Below are 15,321 nucleotides of genomic sequence, written 5' to 3'. Positions count from 1 at the left end.
GGCCCTCCGGATGGGGCATCATCTGGAGCCATGGGGAAAGTCGCCGGGTTGGACAGTTCTTCCGAGTGCACACGGATCGTGGTCTGCGATACCGATACCGGTGCCGTCATCAGGCGGGGGTACGCGCCGCACCCCGCCGAGAAAGGGCCCGAGGTCGACCCTCAGGCGTGGCTGATGTCACTGGGTGAGGCCGCCGGGAACGGCCTGCTCGAAGGCGTCCAGGCGATCGGGGTCTCGGCGCAGCAGCACGGGCTGGTACCGCTGGACGCCGAGGGCGGGCTCGTCCGGCCGGCGCTGGTGGGCAACGACAAGCGGGCGCAGAGCGCCGCGGCCGATCTGGCGGACTCGCTGGGCGGACGGGCGGCGTGGGCGCAGGCCGTCGGGGCGGTGCCGCAGGCGGCACATCCGGTGACGAAGCTGCGCTGGCTGGCGCGGAGCGAACCGGCGAACGCCGCCCGCATCGCCGAGGTCATGCAGCCGCACGACTGGCTCGCCTGGCAGCTGCTGGGCCGCCCGGCGCGGCGGACGACGGACCGGGGCGGCGCCTCGACCACCGGATTCTGGTCGGCCGCCGCCGAGGAGTACCGGCCCGACCTGGTGGAGCTGGCGCTCGGGCACCAGGTACGGCTGCCGGAGGTGCTCCGCCCCTGGGGGACCGCGGGCTTCACCCCGGAGGGGCTGCTGATCTCCGCCGGTACCGGCGAGACGATGGCGGCGGCGTTCGGGCTCGGGGTGGGCGTCGGCGACGCGGTGATCTCGCTGGGCGCGTCCGGTTCGGTCTTCAGCATCCACCACGAGGCACTGGTCGACGCCGAGGGCACCATCACCTCGTTCGCCGACGCGACCGGCCGCCATCTGCCGGTGGTGCACACCAGCAACGCGGTGCGGGTGCTGCGCGGCACCGCCGAGATGCTCGGGACGGACCTGGAGGGGCTGTCGGAACTGGCGCTGCGGTCGACGCCCGGCGCGTACGGCATGGTGCTGCTGCCGTACCTGGAAGGGGAGCGGACGCCGCATCTGCCGCACACCGCGGGGTCGTTGCACGGAATGCGCCGGGAGAGCATGAAGCCGGAGCATCTGGCGCGCGCCGCGGTCGAGGGGATGCTCTGCGGGCTCGCGGACGCGCTGGACGTGCTGCGCGGGCGGGGCGTGACGGTGCGCCGGGTGTTCCTGCTGGGCGCGGCGGCGGAGCTGACCGCGGTGCAGGCGGCCGCGCCGGCGCTCTTCGGGGTGCAGGTCGTGGTGCCGCAGCCGGCCGAGTACGCGGCGCTGGGCGCGGCGCGGCAGGCGGCGTGGGCGCTCGGTGCGGCGCACGGCACGCTGCCCGCCGCCGAGCCGGGCGGTCCCGCGGAGCCGCCGCAGTGGCCGGCGGCGGCGAGCCAGGTCTTCGAGCCGGGCGAGGAGCTGCCGGTGGGCCAGGCGGTGCGCCAGCAGTACGCGGCGGTGCGGGAGGAGGCGTACCCGGGCGCGTTCGCCGCGGCGGCGCCCGCGGAGGCGTTCGTACCGGAGGGGTGAGGCGTCAGTCGAGGTAGCCGCGGAGCTGGTCGGCGTAGGCGTGGTCGCGGAGCTTGCCGAGGGTCTTGGACTCGATCTGGCGTATGCGTTCGCGGGTGACGCCGAAGAGGCGGCCGATCTCCTCCAGGGTGCGGGGGCGGCCGTCGGCGAGTCCGTAGCGGAGCTGGACGACGCGGCGTTCGCGTTCGCCGAGGGTGGACAGGACGGCGTCGAGGTGTTCGCGGAGCAGGAGGAAGGCGGCGGATTCGGCGGGTGAGGGGGCGTCGCCGTCCTCGATGAGATCGCCGAAGGAGACGTCGTCCTCCTCGCCCACGGGGGCGTGCAGCGAGACCGGTTCCTGGGCGAGGCGCAGCACCTCCGCGACGCGTTCGGTGGTCAGGCCCAGCTGGGCGGCGATCTCGTCGTGGGACGGTTCGTGGCCGGTCTCCTGGAGGATGCGGCGCTGGGTGCGGACCACGCGGTTGATCAGTTCGACGACGTGGACCGGGACGCGGATGGTGCGCGCCTGGTCGGCGAGGGCGCGGGACATCGCCTGGCGGATCCACCACGTGGCGTAGGTGGAGAACTTGAAGCCGCGGGCGTAGTCGAACTTCTCGACGGCGCGGATCAGGCCGAGGTTGCCCTCCTGGACGAGGTCGAGCATGGTCAGGCCGCGTCCGAGGTAGCGCTTGGCGACGGAGACGACGAGGCGGAGGTTGGCCTCGATCAGACGGCGTTTGGCCATCCGGCCGCGGACCACCAACGTGTCGAGGTCACCGGCGAGTTGGGAGTCGAGGTCCGGGGTGCGGGCCAGCTTCTCCTCGGCGAAGAGACCGGCCTCGACGCGGCGCGCGAGGTCGACCTCGTCGGCGGCGGTGAGCAGCGGGATGCGGCCGATCTCGCGGAGGTACTGACGGAACAGGTCGGCGGACGGGCCCGCCGTCTCGGGTCGCAGCGGTGCGCCGGGGGCGTCCTCGGGGGCCGCCTCCGGGTCGTCCAGGAGGTGCCCGGTCTCCGGCGGGGCGGTGCGGGCGGGGCCGGTGGGCTGTACGGGGACGCGGACCGCGCGGGGGGCCGGCCGGGGGCTGTCGCGGCCGGCGGGGCCGCGGGCCGGGGCCTCCTCCCCCTGCGGCAGGGTCGTCCCGGTCGCGGCCTGCGGGGCGCCGGACGCCCCGGGGAGGATCTGGCTCTGCACGGGGGCGACCTCCAGGGGTTTCGCTGCGCGGGCGGCAGAGTCCGGGAGCGGCGGCGGGCCGGCCGTCGTACCGCGAGTGGCCGCGGGCGGGAAGCGGGTGCGCGGGAGCGGATGGGGCGCGGCGAGCTCGCGCACCGCTTCTCAGTGTGGAGTACGACACAGGGCTGCCACGAGGGGCGTGCGAGTACTTTCTGAGTTCGTTCCGTTACCGTCCGGCTACGCCGGGGCGTCGTGCGGAGCGCGGCGGCCGGGCGTGCGGGATACGGGAGGCTTCTGGGGTCGGCGGGGCGGGCTCGGGGCCGGAAACGGCCGGGTCACGCGGCCGGGGCGGACGTACGAGGGCCGGGCGGCGGCGCCGGGAGCGGGGCCGCCGGGCCGGGTACGCGGCCCCGCCCGGCCTACAGCGCCGCGTAGCCCCGGTCGCGCAGGGACTGGCCGTACTGCTGGAGGACCCAGAGTTCGTTCTGGACGGCGGCGAGGTGTTCCGGGTCGGCCTGGGGGCCGAGGCGTTGGAGGGTGCCGCGGATCTCGGTGACGCGCTGATTGACCGCGGCGAGGCGGACGGCGACGAGCTGGACGCCCGCGTAGGCCTCGTCCGGATCTCGGCGGGTGTGCAGCGGCTCGACGATCAGCTCGGTGACCAGGGCACGGACGGTGTCGTCCGGCGCGGCCTCGCGGACCCGCTGGACATAGCCGTCGTCGTGCGCCGCGGCGCCCCCGGCGTCCTCGATGCAGCGGCGGACCACGGCGTACGGCGGGGCGGTGAACTCGTCGATGCCGTAGGCGTCGAAGGCCGGGGAGACCAGGTCGGGGCGTTGCAGGGCGAGCTTGAGGAGTTCGCGTTCGACGCGGTGGGCGGGGCTGCGGAGGTTGAGCGCGGGGCCGCGCAGGCCGGGGGCGGGCGCCTCGGGCGCCGGGGCCTGGCCGCGGGGGGCTCTGCGCGGCTGGTCGCCGCCGTCGCGGCCGCGCTCGCGGGCCCAGCGGGCCAGCTGGGCGACGCGGCGGACGACGAACTGGGTGTCGAGGATGCCGAGCAGCCCGGCCAGCTGGACGGCGACCTCGTGCTGTGCGCCGCTGTTCTTGATCCGGGCCACGACGGGCGCCGCCTCGTCGAGAGCGGCGGCGCGGCCCGCGGGGGTCTCCAGGGCGTAGCGGCTCACGATCTGGCGGAGGGCGAACTCGAAGAGCGGGGTGCGGGGTTCGACGAGATCGGTGACTGCCGCGTCCCCCTTGGCGAGGCGCAGCTCGCACGGGTCCATACCGTCGGGGGCGATCGCGATGTAGGTCTCGGCGGCGAACTTCTGGTCGTCCTCGAAGGCGCGCAGGGCGGCCTTCTGGCCTGCTGCGTCGCCGTCGAAGGTGAAGATCACCCGGGCCGAGCCGTTGTCCATCAGGAGCCTGCGGAGGATCTTGATGTGGCCCTCGCCGAAGGCGGTGCCGGAGGTGGCGATGGCGGTGGTGACCCCGGCGAGATGGCAGGCCATGACGTCGGTGTAGCCCTCGACGACGACCGCGCGGGAGGTCTTGGCGATCTCCTTCTTGGCCAGGTCGATGCCGTACAGGACCTGGCCCTTCTTGTAGATCGGGGTCTCGGGGGTGTTGAGGTACTTGGGGCCGTTGTCGTCGTCGCGGAGCTTGCGGGCGCCGAAGCCGACGACCTCGCCGGAGATGTCGCGGATCGGCCACATCAGACGGCCGCGGAAGCGGTCGATGGGGCCGCGGCGGCCGTCCTGGGAGAGTCCGGAGAGGATCAGCTCCTTGTCGGTGAAGCCGCGGCCGCGCAGGAAGCGGGTGAGGTGGTCCCAGCCGGCGGGGCTGTAGCCGACGCCGAAGTGCTGGGCGGCGGCCTGGTCGAAGCCGCGCTCGGCGAGGAAGCGGCGGCCGATCTCGGCCTCCGGCGAGTCCAGCTGCTCGATGTAGTAGGCGGCGGCGGCCTTGTGGGCCTCGACCAGGCGGGTGCGCTCGCCCTGCTGGCGGCCGGGGGCGTAGCCGCCCTCCTCGTAGCGCAGGGTGATGCCCGCCTGGGCGGCGAGGCGCTCGATGGTCTCGGCGAAGGAGAGGTGGTCGATCTTCATGACGAAGTCGACGGTGTCCCCGCCCTCCTGGCAGCCGAAGCAGTGGTAGAGCCCCTTGGCGGTGCTGACGTGGAAGGACGGGGACTTCTCGTCGTGGAACGGGCACAGGCCCTTGAGATTGCCGCCTCCGGCGTTGCGGAGCTGGAGGTATTCGGACACGACGGCGTCGATCGGGACCGCGTCCCGCACCGCCTTCACGTCGTCATCGTTGATCCTGCCTGCCACGCATGAATTCTACGGCCGGGCACCGACAGTCCCGTCCGGGCGGCCGGGTCAGGCCGCGTCGGGGGCGTCGCCCATGATCTCCAGGAAGCGGTCGAGGGCGATGTTGCCGCCCGAGACGACCACGCCGACGCGCGGCGGGAGCGCGTCGACGCGGCCGCTGAGCAGGGCGGCGAGGGCGCAGGCGCCGCTGGGCTCGGTGACGATCTTGAGGCGTTCGAAGGCGAACCGCATGGCGGCGCGGATCTCGTCGTCCGTGACGAGCACGACGGAATCGAGGAGCCGCCGGTTGATCGCGAAGGGCAGCTCGCCGGGGATCTCGGTGGCCTGCCCGTCGGCGATGGTGCGTGGCACGGGGACGGCGACGCGCTCCCCGGCGGCCAGTGAGCGCACGTAGTCGTCGCCCGCCTCCGGCTCCACGCCGATCATGCGGATGCCGGGGACGAGGGCGGTGGCGGCGGTGGCGCAGCCCGCCATCAGGCCGCCCCCGCCGACCGGCGTGAGCAGCGCGCCGAGCGGCCCGGTCTCCTCGATCAGCTCCAGGGCGGTGGTGCCCTGGCCCGCGATGACGTCCGGGTGGTCGTAGGGCGGGATGAGGGCGAGCCCGCGCTCCTCGGCCAGGGCGCGGCCCAGGGCGGTGCGGTCGCCGGTGTAGCGGTCGTAGGTGACGATCTCGGCGCCGTAGCCCGCGGTGGCCTCGCGCTTGGAGCGCGGGGCGTCCTCGGGCATGAGGATGACGGCGGTGGTGCCCAGCTCGCGGGCGGCGAGGGCGACGGCCTGGGCGTGGTTGCCGGAGGAGTAGGCGGCGACGCCGCGCCGGCGCTGCTCGGGGGTGAGGCGGGCGACGGCGTTGTAGGCGCCGCGGAACTTGAACGCGCCGATGCGCTGGAAGGACTCGCACTTGAGGTGGACCTCGGCGCCCACCAGCGCGTCCAGGGTGCGCGAGCGCAGCACCGGGGTGCGGTGGGCGACGCCCGCCAGCCGGGCCGCGGCCTCCCGGACGGAGTCGAGGGTGACGGCCGCGGGGCCGGCGGGCGGGGTGGGGCCGCTGGGGCCCGAGGGGCGAGCGCTCATGGGCGGCACGCTACGGGAGCAGGCTCTCCAGCGGAACCTGCGGATCGGCCAGGGCGGCGGGGTCCAACGGGTGACCGGAGCGGATGAGTTGCTGGATCGGCGCGGTGACGTCCCAGACGTTGACGTTCATCCCGGCGAGCAGCCGTCCCTCGCGCAGCCAGAACGCGATGAACTCGCGCTTGGCGACGTCACCGCGGCAGACGACCTGGTCGTACGAGCCGGGCGGGGCGTAGCCGGAGTACTCCATGCCGACGTCGTACTGGTCGGAGAAGAAGTAGGGGACGCGGTCGTAGGAGACCTCCTGGCCGAGCATGGCGCGGGCCGCGGCGGGGCCGCCGTTGAGGGCGTTGGCCCAGTGCTCGACGCGGATCCGGGTGCCCAGGGCCGGGTGGTCGGCGGCGGCGACGTCGCCCGCGGCGTAGATGTGCGGGTCGGAGGTGCGCAGCGTCGCGTCGACGGCGATGCCGCCGCCGTCGTAGCGGTCGACGAGGGCCAGTCCGGCCTGTTCGGCGAGGGAGGCGCGGGGCGCGGCGCCGATGGCGGCGAGGACCGCGTGGGCGGGGTGCTCCTCGCCGTCGTCGGTGCGGACGGCGAGGACCATGCCGTCCTGGCCGACGATCTCGGTGAGGCGGGCGCCGAAGTGGAAGCGGACGCCGTGTTCGCGGTGCAGGTCGCCGAAGAGGTCGCCCAGTTCGGGGCCGAGGACGGCGTGCAGCGGCGTCGGCGCGGTCTCCACGACTGTCACCTCGGCGCCGTACGAGCGGGCCGCGGCGGCGACTTCGAGGCCGATCCAGCCGGCCCCGGCGATGACGAGGTGACCGTTGTCGCGGCCCAGGGAGGCGAGGACGCCGCGCAGCCGCTCGGCGTGGGCGAGGCGGCGCAGGTGGTGGACGCCGGCGAGGCCGGTGCCGGGGATGTCGAGGCGGCGCGGTTCGGCGCCGGTGGCCAGCAGCAGCTTGTCGTAGACGATGAGGGTGCCGTCGCCCAGGCGGACGGTGCGGGCCGCCGGGTCCAGGCGGACGGCGGGCTGGCCCAGGTGGAGTTCGATGTCGGCGCCCGCGTACCAGGCGGGTTCGTGGACGAAGACGCTGTCGCGCTCCTCCTTGCCGAGCAGGTATCCCTTGGACAGCGGCGGGCGTTCGTACGGGTGGTCGCGCTCGTCGCAGATGAGGATCACCCGTCCGGTGAAGCCCTCCGCGCGGAGGGTCTCGGCGGCTTTCGCGCCGGCCAGGCCACCCCCGACGATGACGAACGTCTGGTGTGCTTCGACCACTTGCTTCCTCCTCGTTGTCGGTGCCGTACGTCCGCTTCCGCGGCCGTGCACGTCGCCGATCGTTCCCCCGCTGTTCGGTCCCCCGATTACGCTCCCCCGTTCTCCGTCCTCGTTACCGTGTTTCGCGGCCGGGTACCGGTGCGGGTGTCGCACCCGGCGACACCCACGTGGTGCCCGCGCACCCCGCCGGTCCGAGCCTCCCGCACGGCGGGGGCGGACGGAAGAGTACGGTCCGCTGCGGCGCGTCCCGGGTGGTGCGGTCAGGGCGTTCCGGGGGCGCGGGTGAGGCGGGCGTGGAGGCTGCGGGCCGAGGCGTCGGTGAGGGCGGCGATCTGGTCGATGACGACACGCATCCGGGCGGTGTCGTCGGCCGTGGCATCGGCGTCGACCGCGTCGAAAAGTGACCGGAACTGGGGGTCGAGGCCGTCGGGGGCGCGGCGCAGCAGGGCCTCGGCGAGTTCGGTGAGGACGACGCGCTGGTCGGCGCGGAGCGCCTCCTGGTCGGGCCGCTGCATGACGTAGCGGTCGGCGACGGCCTTGAGGACGGCGCACTCCAGCCGGGTCTCCTCCGGGACGACGAGGGAGGCGCCGTACCGGGTGAGGCGGCCGGTGCCGTACGCGGCGCGGGTGGCGGTCTCGGCGGCGGTGCAGAAGCGGCCGATGAGCTGGCTGGTGGCGTCCTTGAGGCGGGCCTGGGCGAGGGCGGAGCCGTCGTAGCCGTGCGGCCACCACTCCTGGTCGAGGAGGCGGTCGAGGGCGGCGGCCAGTTCGGCGGGGTCGGCGCCGGGGGCGTAGCGGCGGGCGGCGACGGCGAAGATCTCGGTGCGTTCGGCGTCGGCGAGCAGGAGGTTGGGGTCGAGGTGGCCGGCGTGCAGACCGTCCTCGACGTCGTGGACGGAGTAGGCGACGTCGTCGGACCAGTCCATGACCTGCGCCTCGAAGCTGCGGGCGGCGGCCGGGGCGCCCTGGCGGAACCAGGCGAAGACCGGCAGGTCGTCCTCGTAGACGCCGAATTTGGGCGAGGCGGGGTCGGTGGGGTGGCCGCCGCGGGGCCAGGGGTATTTGGTGGCGGCGTCCAGGGCGGCGCGGGTGAGGTTGAGGCCGACGCTGACGGGGGTGCCGTCGGCGGTGGTGCGGAAGCGCTTGGGCTCCAGGCGGGCGAGGAGGCGGAGCGACTGGGCGTTGCCCTCGAAGCCGCCGCACCCCGCCGCGACCTGGTTGAGCGCCTGCTCGCCGTTGTGGCCGAAGGGCGGGTGGCCGAGGTCGTGCGCCAGACAGGCGGTCTCGACGAGGTCGGGGTCGCAGCCGAGGGCGGCGCCCAGTTCGCGGCCGACCTGGGCGCACTCCAGGGAGTGGGTGAGGCGGGTGCGGGGGCTGGCGTCCCAGAGGTGGGTGCGGGTGCCGGGCGTGACCACCTGCGTCTTCCCGGCGAGGCGGCGCAGGGCGGCGGAGTGCAGGACCCGCGCCCGGTCCCGCTGGAAGGCGGTGCGGCCGGGGCGCTTGTCCGGTTCGGCGACCCAGCGTTCGGTGTCCGCCGGGGCGTAGCCGGGGGTAGCGGACGGCGGGCCGGACGGCGCGCGGCCGCCCGGGTGCGCCCCGGTGGTGTCCTCGACGCCGGTGCCGTTACGGCCGGTGTGTGCAGGAATGCCCGTCATACCGCGACGGTAGCCGCCCCGGCGGAGCGGCGGGCGGAACCGTCGCCTCCGGCAGCATCCCGGCCGGTGGCGGAGGGTCCGGCAGCGACCGGACACCCGCCTCCGGCGGCGCGCGCCTCGTCGTAGCGGTGCAGCAGGAGGCGGGCCAGGGCGGGGTGGTCGCCCAAAGGGGCTGCGGCGGTGTCCGGGGCGTCGGCGGCGCACCGGGCGGCGAACCGCCCCGGTGCGGTGAAGCACCCGGCGACGGCGATCCGGCGGTGCCCCCGGTCGGCCAGGGCGCGGACCGCGGCGGTGACGGTGGGCGTGGCGGCGGAGGCGTACCCGGGGACGACGGGGAGGCCGCCGAGCCGGGCCGACAGGAGCGCGGCGACGGCCTCGGTGCCGGCGGCGGAGCGCGGGGCGCGGGAGCCGGCCGCGGCGAGGACGACGGCGGTGTGGGCGAGGCGACCGGGCGCGGCGTACCGGATGAACCCGGCTTCGGTGAGGCGGCCGTGCAGCGCCTCGGCGAGCAGCGGGTGCGGGCCCAGGGGCGCGGCGATCCGGCCGTCCAGGTGCGGGGCGGCGGCGAGGGCCGCGGGCAGGTCGTGGGTGACGTGGTGGCCGTGGCCGAAGAGCAGCGGGACGAGGACGGCGCCGCCGCGCAGCCCGGCGAGGGTGTCGGCGAGCGGCGGCCGGTCGAGCCCCAGATGGCCCAGGCGGACCGGCAGTCCGGGGCGGAGCGCCCGCACCCGGGCCAGCAGCGCGCGGACGGCGGGCAGGGCGCGCGGGTCGCGGCTCCCGTGGGCGACGGCGACGAGCGCGGGCCCGCCCCGGCCCTGCCACCCGCCGTCGGCGCCGGGCCCGCCCGGTCCGTACGGGGCCGCGCCGGGCGGCGGGAGCGGGGTGCGGGAGCGGGACGCCGTCATGGGGCAAGGGTGGCGAGCGGGCGTTTCCGGGGTGTTTCCCGGCGGGGAACGCGCGGTAACCGGGGGCTCCCCGGGCCGGGAGGGGGCGTGAGAGGAGCGGGGCCGCGGGCCCGGGGGCTACGCGGCCCCGGGTGCTATCCCTGGTGCGCGTCGACCTCCGCGAGGTACTTGTCCCGGGTCGCCTCGTCCAGGAAGGCGGCGCGGAAGGAGTTGCGGGCCAGGGTGCGCAAGGTCGCGTCGTCCAGGTGGAGGGCGTCGCGGACGGCGGTGAAGTTGTCGTCGGCGTAGCCGCCGAAGTAGGCCGGGTCGTCGGAGTTGACGGTCACCAGCAGTCCGGCGTCGAGCATGGCGGGCAGCGGGTGGTCGGCGAGGTCGTCGATGACACGCAGCCGGACGTTGGAGAGCGGGCAGACCGTCAGCGGCAGCTGCTCGGCGGCGAGACGGGCCACCAGCCGCTCGTCCTCCATGCTGCGCACGCCGTGGTCGACGCGGTCCACGCCGAGGATGTCCAGCGCCTCCCAGACGTACGCGGGCGGGCCCTCCTCACCGGCGTGCGCGACGCACTTGAGCCCGGCCTCGCGGGCCAGATCGTAGACCTCGCGGAACTTCGACGGCGGGTGGCCGACCTCGGCGGAGTCGAGGCCGACGGCGGTGATGCGGTCGAGGTGCGGGCGGGCCGCCTCGAAGGTGGCGAGGGCCGATTCGGCGCTCTCGTCACGCAGGAAGCACATGATCAGGCGGGTGGTGATGCCGTGGCGCTCTGGGGCGGCGTCGAGCGCGCGGGCCAGGCCGTTGATCACGGTGGCGAGGGGGACGCCGCGGGCGGTGTGGGCCTGCGGGTCGAAGAAGATCTCGGCGTGCCGGACGCCCTGCGCGCGGGCGCGGGTGAGGTAGGCGTCGGCGAGGTCGTGGAAGTCGTCCTCGGTGCGCAGGACGGCCATCAGCGCGTAGTAGAGGTTCAGGAACGACTGGAGGTCGCTGAAGGAGTAGGCGCTGCGCAGCTCGTCGCGGGTGGCGTACGGGAGGGTGAGGCCGTTCCGCTCGGCGAGGGTGAAGGCCAGTTCGGGCTCCAGGGTGCCCTCGATGTGCAGATGCAGTTCGGCCTTGGGGAGCGGGGCGGGGGCGGGGGGCGGGGAGGAGGGCACGGTCACACCTGTTCTGCGGTACGGATCGGTGGTCGGTCGGCGGATTCGCCCAGGTTAGCCGCGGTGCGGGGCGTGGTGGACGGTGGGCCGGGGCGGCCGTGGCCCCGGTGGCGGGCCGGCTGCAACCGCGCCGGGGCGGGGTGCGTCGCTGCCGGTGACGGGTGGCCGGGGCCGGTCCCCGGGAGCGGAGGAGTGGGATGCGGGGGCCGAGGGGACGGACGTGGTGGCGGTGGCCGCGGACCCGGCGGGGGCAACGGCGCGGCTACCAGGTCGTGGTGGCGCTGACCGTCCTGGCGCTGGCCCCGGCGACATGGCTGAACGTCTCGGCGGGGCCGCGGGTGCGGGCGCTCGACGAGGTGCCGCGCGCCCCCGTGGCGGTGGTGTTCGGGGCGGGCCTGTGGGACGGCGAACCGTCGCCCTATCTGGCGGACCGGCTGGACGCGGCCGTCCGGCTCTACCGGCGCGGCACCGTCCGGGCGGTCCTGGTGACCGGTGACCACGGGCGGACCGACTACGACGAGCCGGACGCGATGCGGCGCTATCTGGTGCGGCACGGCGTGCCCGGGCGGCGGATCGTCGGGGACCACGCCGGGTTCGACACCTGGGACTCGTGCAGCCGGGCGCGCCGGATCTTCGGCGTCCGGCAGGCCGTTCTGGTGAGCCAGGGCTTCCACATCCGGCGGGCGCTGGCGCTGTGCAGCGCCGCCGGGATCGACGCGTACGGCGTGGGCGTCGCCACCCCGCACGATGTGACCTGGGTGTACGGCGGCGTACGGGAGATCGCCGCGGCGGGCAAGGCGGCGGCCGAGGCGGCCCTGCGGCCCGATCCGCGGTTCCTGGGGCCGCGCGAGCCGGGGCTGACGGCGGCGTTGCGGTAGCCCTCCGGGGCGCCGCCCTGGGGCGCGCGGTCCGGCGGCCGCCCGAGGGCGGAGGCGCGGCCGGGCGCCCCGGGGCCGCGGGTCAGCCGCTGATCGCCCGCAGGTAGAGCGCGAGGATCTCCGTGCCGTAGTAGGGGCTGTAGGAGGTGCGGTCGGCGTGGGGGCCGTTGGGACCGCCGCCGTTGAGGCCGCCGATGTTGCCGATGACGCGGCCGGTCCTGGTGCGCTCGTCGAAGTGGGTCAGCCAGGGGCTGCCGGAGGTGCCGCCGTGGAACCCGTTGCACCGCATCCGCAGTTGGCGGTATCCGTCGAGCCGCGTGGTGCGGGTCTCGCAGCGGATGGCGCGGTCCTCGGGGTCGTTGCGGACGCTCGGGTAGCCGATGACGGTGACGTCGTTGGTGTAGCCCGGGGTCGGGGTGAGGGTGTTGCCCCCGGTGAGCGATTCGACGGAGCGGCCGCGCCGGTCGGGGGCGACGGTGGCGAACGCGAAGTCCAGGTCGGAGGCGGAGCCGGTGGTGCCGTGCCCGGGGTACAGGAACGACTTGGTGATCGCCCACACCCCGTACGGCTGGGTGGTCGCCCCGGAGCGGTACTTGGGGACGAACGCGGCGCGCTTGCCGGGGTTGCAGTGCCCGGCGGTGAGCAGGAGGTTGCGGCGCGGGCTGGAGACGACGCTCGCGGTGCAGTAGTGGGCGTGGGCGTCCTTGTCGACGGAGAAGAGGACGCCGACGGACGGGATGCCGCTGATGTGCCGGGCGGTGGGCACGGACGCCGCGGCCGGGGTGAGGGCCGCCGTCGCCGCCGGGCCGGCCGGCGCGTCGCCGTGGGGCATCGCCGCGGCCATCTTGGCGGGCGTCCAGAAGTCGGCGGCCGCCTCGGCCGTCCAGGAGGCGGCGGCGGAGACGATGCTGATCCTGGGCTCGTGGCCGTCCCCGGTGGTGTCCCCGGGGGCGCCGGGTGCCGTGCGGGTCCGGGGGCGGTCGTCGGGGCCGGGGGCGGTTCCGGCCTGGCTGACGGTGGCGGTGGTCAGCAAGGCGGTCAGGCCGAGGCCCGCGCCGAGTGCGGCCGCCACGGCCTTCCCGCGGTGCTTCCTGCCGTGTCGTCGCATGTCAGCGGGTCTCCTCAACGATCCAGGCCAGATAGTCCGCCGAGCCGCGCACCACGGGCGTCGCGATGATCTCGGGGGTGGCGTAGTCGTGCGACGCCCGGATGTGGGCCTCCAGCGCGTCGTAGCGGTCCTCGGCGGTCTTGAAGAGCACCTGCACCTCGCGGCTGGTCTCCACGGCGCCCGCCCAGTGGTAGACGGCGGTCACCGGGGCGCTGACCTGCGCGCACGCCGCCACCCGCGCCTCGATCGCCCCGCGCGCCAGCTCCTGCGCCTTCGCCTCGTCGTCGATGGTCGTCAGCACGGTCAGACAGCGGGCCGGCCACTCGGCGGGTGCCGGGGTCTCGTACGGGTCGGTCACGGATGCGCACCTTTGCGGGTCGGGCGGGCCGGCCGGGGGGATTCCCGGTCGGAACGGTTCATGGCGGGACGATTCCCGGGCGGACAGGCCCAGTTGATCTCCGGACGGCATGGTACGGACGCACACGATCACCGGGGACCGGCACGACGGCACGGACCGGGGACGGCGCGGGGGAACGACGGCGGCCGGGGCGTGTGAGCGCGCCCGCCCGCCCCGCCGTCACGGACGGGCGCGCGGCGCGCGGAGCGGGCACGGGCGCGGGCGGGCGCCGACCGGGGGCGCACGGGGCCGGGCCGGGCGCCGGGCGCGTCCGGCCCCTCCGGGGCGCCCCGTACGGGCGGGACGTCCCTGCCCCGTGCGGCCCGTCCGTGCCGCCCCTCGGCCCGGCTTGCGCGCGGCGTACCAGCGGCCACGATGGAACGGGAGGGGCGGCACACGGCCCGCACCGTGGACCGTGGCGCGGCCGGTGTGTCCGGCGGGCCGCTACCGGCCCCGTGACGGGCGGCCGGAGGCGGGACGGCCGGGCGCCCTGGTGGCCGGAAGGCCGACGGGCGGAGGAAAGGGCAGGCACGGCATGGACAGCGACGTCAACGACCTCGGAGCCCTCGTCCGCGATCGGCTCGCCGACGCCCGTGCCTCGGCGCACGGCCGCAGCGCCCATCTGTTCCTGCACGACGGTCCGCTGCGGCAGACCGTGATCGCGCTGCTGGCCGGCTGTGCGCTGGAGGAGCACAACGCACCGCCCGCGGCCAGCCTGGAGGTGCTGCACGGCCGGGTCCGGCTCACCGCGCCGAGCGGCAACCGCGAGCTGGTCGCCGGGCAGATCGCCCGTCTCCCCCAGGAACGTCAGGCGCTGCACGCCGTCGAGGACTCCGCGGTGCTGCTCACCGCCGTCACCGCCGTCCCGGAGACGCCCCGCCCCGCCCCGGCGGGCTCGGCGACGGCCCAGGGCTGACGCGCCGGCGGGACCTCGCGGCACCCCTCAGGCCCCGGACCACTGGTCGTACGCCAGCTTGCACAGGAGGGCGACGACCACGACCACCAGGACGCCGCGGACGAATCCGGTGCCCCGCCGGAGCGCCATCCGGGCGCCCAGCATGCCGCCGGTGAGGTTGAACAGGGCGAGGACCGCCCCGAGTTGCCACAGGACGGCGCCCTGGAGGGCGAAGACGGTGAGCGCGCCCACGTTGGTGCAGACATTGACGATCTTGGCGGTGGCGGAGGCGGCCACCAGATCCATGCGGAGCACGGCGGAGAGCGCGACGATCAGGAACGCGCCGGTGCCGGGCCCGATCAGCCCGTCGTAGAAGCCGATACCGAGGCCCGCCACGAGGATCGCGGCCACCACCCGGCGCCGGGTGGCCGGGCCGGACGGGGCGGGCGCGGTGCCGAAGGACGGGCGGAGGAGGACGAAGGCGAGCACGCCGAGGAGGATCACCATGATCAGCGGGCGCAGCACCGCGCTGTTGATCCCGGCGGCGAAGAAGGCGCCGCCGAGCGATCCGGCGAGGGCGGCGAGCCCGATCCGCAGCGCCGTCCGCAGGTCGACGGGGGTCTTGCGGGCGTAGGTCACGGCGGCGGCGGTGGTGCCGACGACGGCGGCGGACTTGTTGGTGGCCAGGACCTGGACGACGGGTGTGTGCGGAAGGCCGACCAGCAGCGCGGGGAGCAGCAGCAGCCCGCCGCCGCCCACGACGGCATCGATCCAGCCCGCGGCGAGCGCCGCCAGGCAGAGCAGGGACAGGACGGTGAGGGATATGTCTGCGGGCACCGGGTGATCTTACGAACGCGCGCTGCGGCCGCCCGCGTTCTTCGGGCCGCGGCCTCGGCGGGCCCGTAGGGCGCCCCTCACACCTCCGCGACCCGCCCGCTGAGAGCAGCGTTCCGTCCGGGAAACAGGCAGGACCCCTGCGGGTAACAGCGGCGGCGGACGCTGAAC

At 75.5% G+C, this 15,321-nt stretch carries 13 protein-coding genes; 3 read left to right on the top strand and 10 right to left on the bottom strand.

What is annotated here, in order from left to right:
- The first annotated feature begins 30 nt into the window (after positions 1 to 30).
- Positions 31 to 1,515 carry an FGGY family carbohydrate kinase gene (locus tag ACF1BH_RS14020; RefSeq protein ID WP_391642714.1) on the top strand — a complete coding sequence of 495 codons (1,485 nt, stop codon included), beginning with the start codon at positions 31 to 33 and terminating at the stop codon, positions 1,513 to 1,515.
- Positions 1,516 to 1,519: 4 nt separating this feature from the next.
- On the opposite strand, the gene ACF1BH_RS14015 is transcribed toward ACF1BH_RS14020, so the two are convergent.
- The 7 genes from ACF1BH_RS14015 to ACF1BH_RS13985 all read right to left on the bottom strand — a co-directional run bounded on the left by ACF1BH_RS14015 (position 1,520) and on the right by ACF1BH_RS13985 (position 11,038).
- Positions 1,520 to 2,689, bottom strand: coding sequence for a sigma-70 family RNA polymerase sigma factor (locus ACF1BH_RS14015; RefSeq protein WP_391642713.1), 1,170 nt, complete (start codon positions 2,687 to 2,689; stop codon positions 1,520 to 1,522).
- A 398-nt stretch (positions 2,690 to 3,087) separates the two neighbouring features.
- Positions 3,088 to 4,989 (bottom strand): DNA primase, encoded by a 1,902-nt coding sequence (gene dnaG / locus ACF1BH_RS14010; protein ID WP_391642712.1) that lies wholly within the window; start codon positions 4,987 to 4,989, stop codon positions 3,088 to 3,090.
- 48 nt (positions 4,990 to 5,037) lie between these two features.
- Entirely contained in the window at positions 5,038 to 6,060 is a 1,023-nt protein-coding gene (locus tag ACF1BH_RS14005) for a pyridoxal-phosphate dependent enzyme (RefSeq protein ID WP_391642711.1), read from the bottom strand.
- A gap of 10 nt (positions 6,061 to 6,070) precedes the next feature.
- Entirely contained in the window at positions 6,071 to 7,333 is a 1,263-nt protein-coding gene (locus tag ACF1BH_RS14000; protein WP_391642710.1) for an NAD(P)/FAD-dependent oxidoreductase, read from the bottom strand.
- A 260-nt stretch (positions 7,334 to 7,593) separates the two neighbouring features.
- A complete protein-coding gene (locus tag ACF1BH_RS13995; RefSeq protein ID WP_391642709.1) occupies positions 7,594 to 8,988 on the bottom strand; it encodes a deoxyguanosinetriphosphate triphosphohydrolase in 1,395 nt (464 codons plus the stop codon).
- The gene (locus ACF1BH_RS13990; protein WP_391642708.1) at positions 8,985 to 9,893 is read right to left on the bottom strand and encodes a sirohydrochlorin chelatase; all 909 of its coding nucleotides are present in this window, start codon (positions 9,891 to 9,893) and stop codon (positions 8,985 to 8,987) included. The genes ACF1BH_RS13995 and ACF1BH_RS13990 overlap by 4 nt, the downstream gene beginning before the upstream one ends.
- Positions 9,894 to 10,027: 134 nt before the next feature.
- Positions 10,028 to 11,038, bottom strand: coding sequence for an adenosine deaminase (locus tag ACF1BH_RS13985; RefSeq protein ID WP_391642707.1), 1,011 nt, complete (start codon positions 11,036 to 11,038; stop codon positions 10,028 to 10,030).
- Positions 11,039 to 11,235: 197 nt separating this feature from the next.
- Between ACF1BH_RS13985 and ACF1BH_RS13980 the strand changes: the two genes are divergently transcribed.
- Complete coding sequence (locus ACF1BH_RS13980) at positions 11,236 to 11,916, top strand: vancomycin high temperature exclusion protein (RefSeq protein WP_391642706.1); 681 nt, start codon at positions 11,236 to 11,238, stop codon at positions 11,914 to 11,916.
- Positions 11,917 to 11,998: 82 nt separating this feature from the next.
- On the opposite strand, the gene ACF1BH_RS13975 is transcribed toward ACF1BH_RS13980, so the two are convergent.
- Both ACF1BH_RS13975 and cutA read right to left on the bottom strand, forming a co-directional pair.
- Positions 11,999 to 13,024 (bottom strand): trypsin-like serine peptidase, encoded by a 1,026-nt coding sequence (locus ACF1BH_RS13975; RefSeq protein WP_391642705.1) that lies wholly within the window; start codon positions 13,022 to 13,024, stop codon positions 11,999 to 12,001.
- Between the two features lies 1 nt (position 13,025).
- Complete coding sequence (cutA, locus tag ACF1BH_RS13970; RefSeq protein ID WP_391642704.1) at positions 13,026 to 13,382, bottom strand: divalent-cation tolerance protein CutA; 357 nt, start codon at positions 13,380 to 13,382, stop codon at positions 13,026 to 13,028.
- A gap of 574 nt (positions 13,383 to 13,956) precedes the next feature.
- On the opposite strand from cutA, the gene ACF1BH_RS13965 reads away from it, so the two are divergent.
- Positions 13,957 to 14,337, top strand: coding sequence for a cupin (locus ACF1BH_RS13965; RefSeq protein WP_391642703.1), 381 nt, complete (start codon positions 13,957 to 13,959; stop codon positions 14,335 to 14,337).
- 27 nt (positions 14,338 to 14,364) lie between these two features.
- Here ACF1BH_RS13965 and ACF1BH_RS13960 read toward each other — a convergent pair whose 3' ends face one another.
- Positions 14,365 to 15,153 carry a sulfite exporter TauE/SafE family protein gene (locus tag ACF1BH_RS13960; protein WP_391642702.1) on the bottom strand — a complete coding sequence of 263 codons (789 nt, stop codon included), beginning with the start codon at positions 15,151 to 15,153 and terminating at the stop codon, positions 14,365 to 14,367.
- Positions 15,154 to 15,321: the final 168 nt, after the last annotated feature.

Origin of the sequence: Streptomyces sp. NPDC014733, assembly GCF_043083385.1 — a bacterium.
In the GTDB taxonomy this organism is placed as follows: Bacteria; Actinomycetota; Actinomycetes; order Streptomycetales; family Streptomycetaceae; genus Streptomyces.
The sequence above is the reverse complement of the archived record's forward strand: the minus strand, read 5'-3'. Positions and strand labels throughout refer to the sequence as shown.

Coding starts and splice junctions, on each gene's coding strand:
- ACF1BH_RS13990 (WP_391642708.1), bottom strand. CDS start 9,893: ATGACGGCGTCCCGCTCCCGCACCCCGCTCCCGCCGCCCGGCGCGGCC.
- ACF1BH_RS13995 (WP_391642709.1), bottom strand. CDS start 8,988: ATGACGGGCATTCCTGCACACACCGGCCGTAACGGCACCGGCGTCGAG.
- ACF1BH_RS13975 (WP_391642705.1), bottom strand. CDS start 13,024: ATGCGACGACACGGCAGGAAGCACCGCGGGAAGGCCGTGGCGGCCGCA.
- ACF1BH_RS14020 (WP_391642714.1), top strand. CDS start 31: ATGGGGAAAGTCGCCGGGTTGGACAGTTCTTCCGAGTGCACACGGATC.
- ACF1BH_RS13965 (WP_391642703.1), top strand. CDS start 13,957: ATGGACAGCGACGTCAACGACCTCGGAGCCCTCGTCCGCGATCGGCTC.
- ACF1BH_RS13980 (WP_391642706.1), top strand. CDS start 11,236: ATGCGGGGGCCGAGGGGACGGACGTGGTGGCGGTGGCCGCGGACCCGG.
- ACF1BH_RS14005 (WP_391642711.1), bottom strand. CDS start 6,060: ATGAGCGCTCGCCCCTCGGGCCCCAGCGGCCCCACCCCGCCCGCCGGC.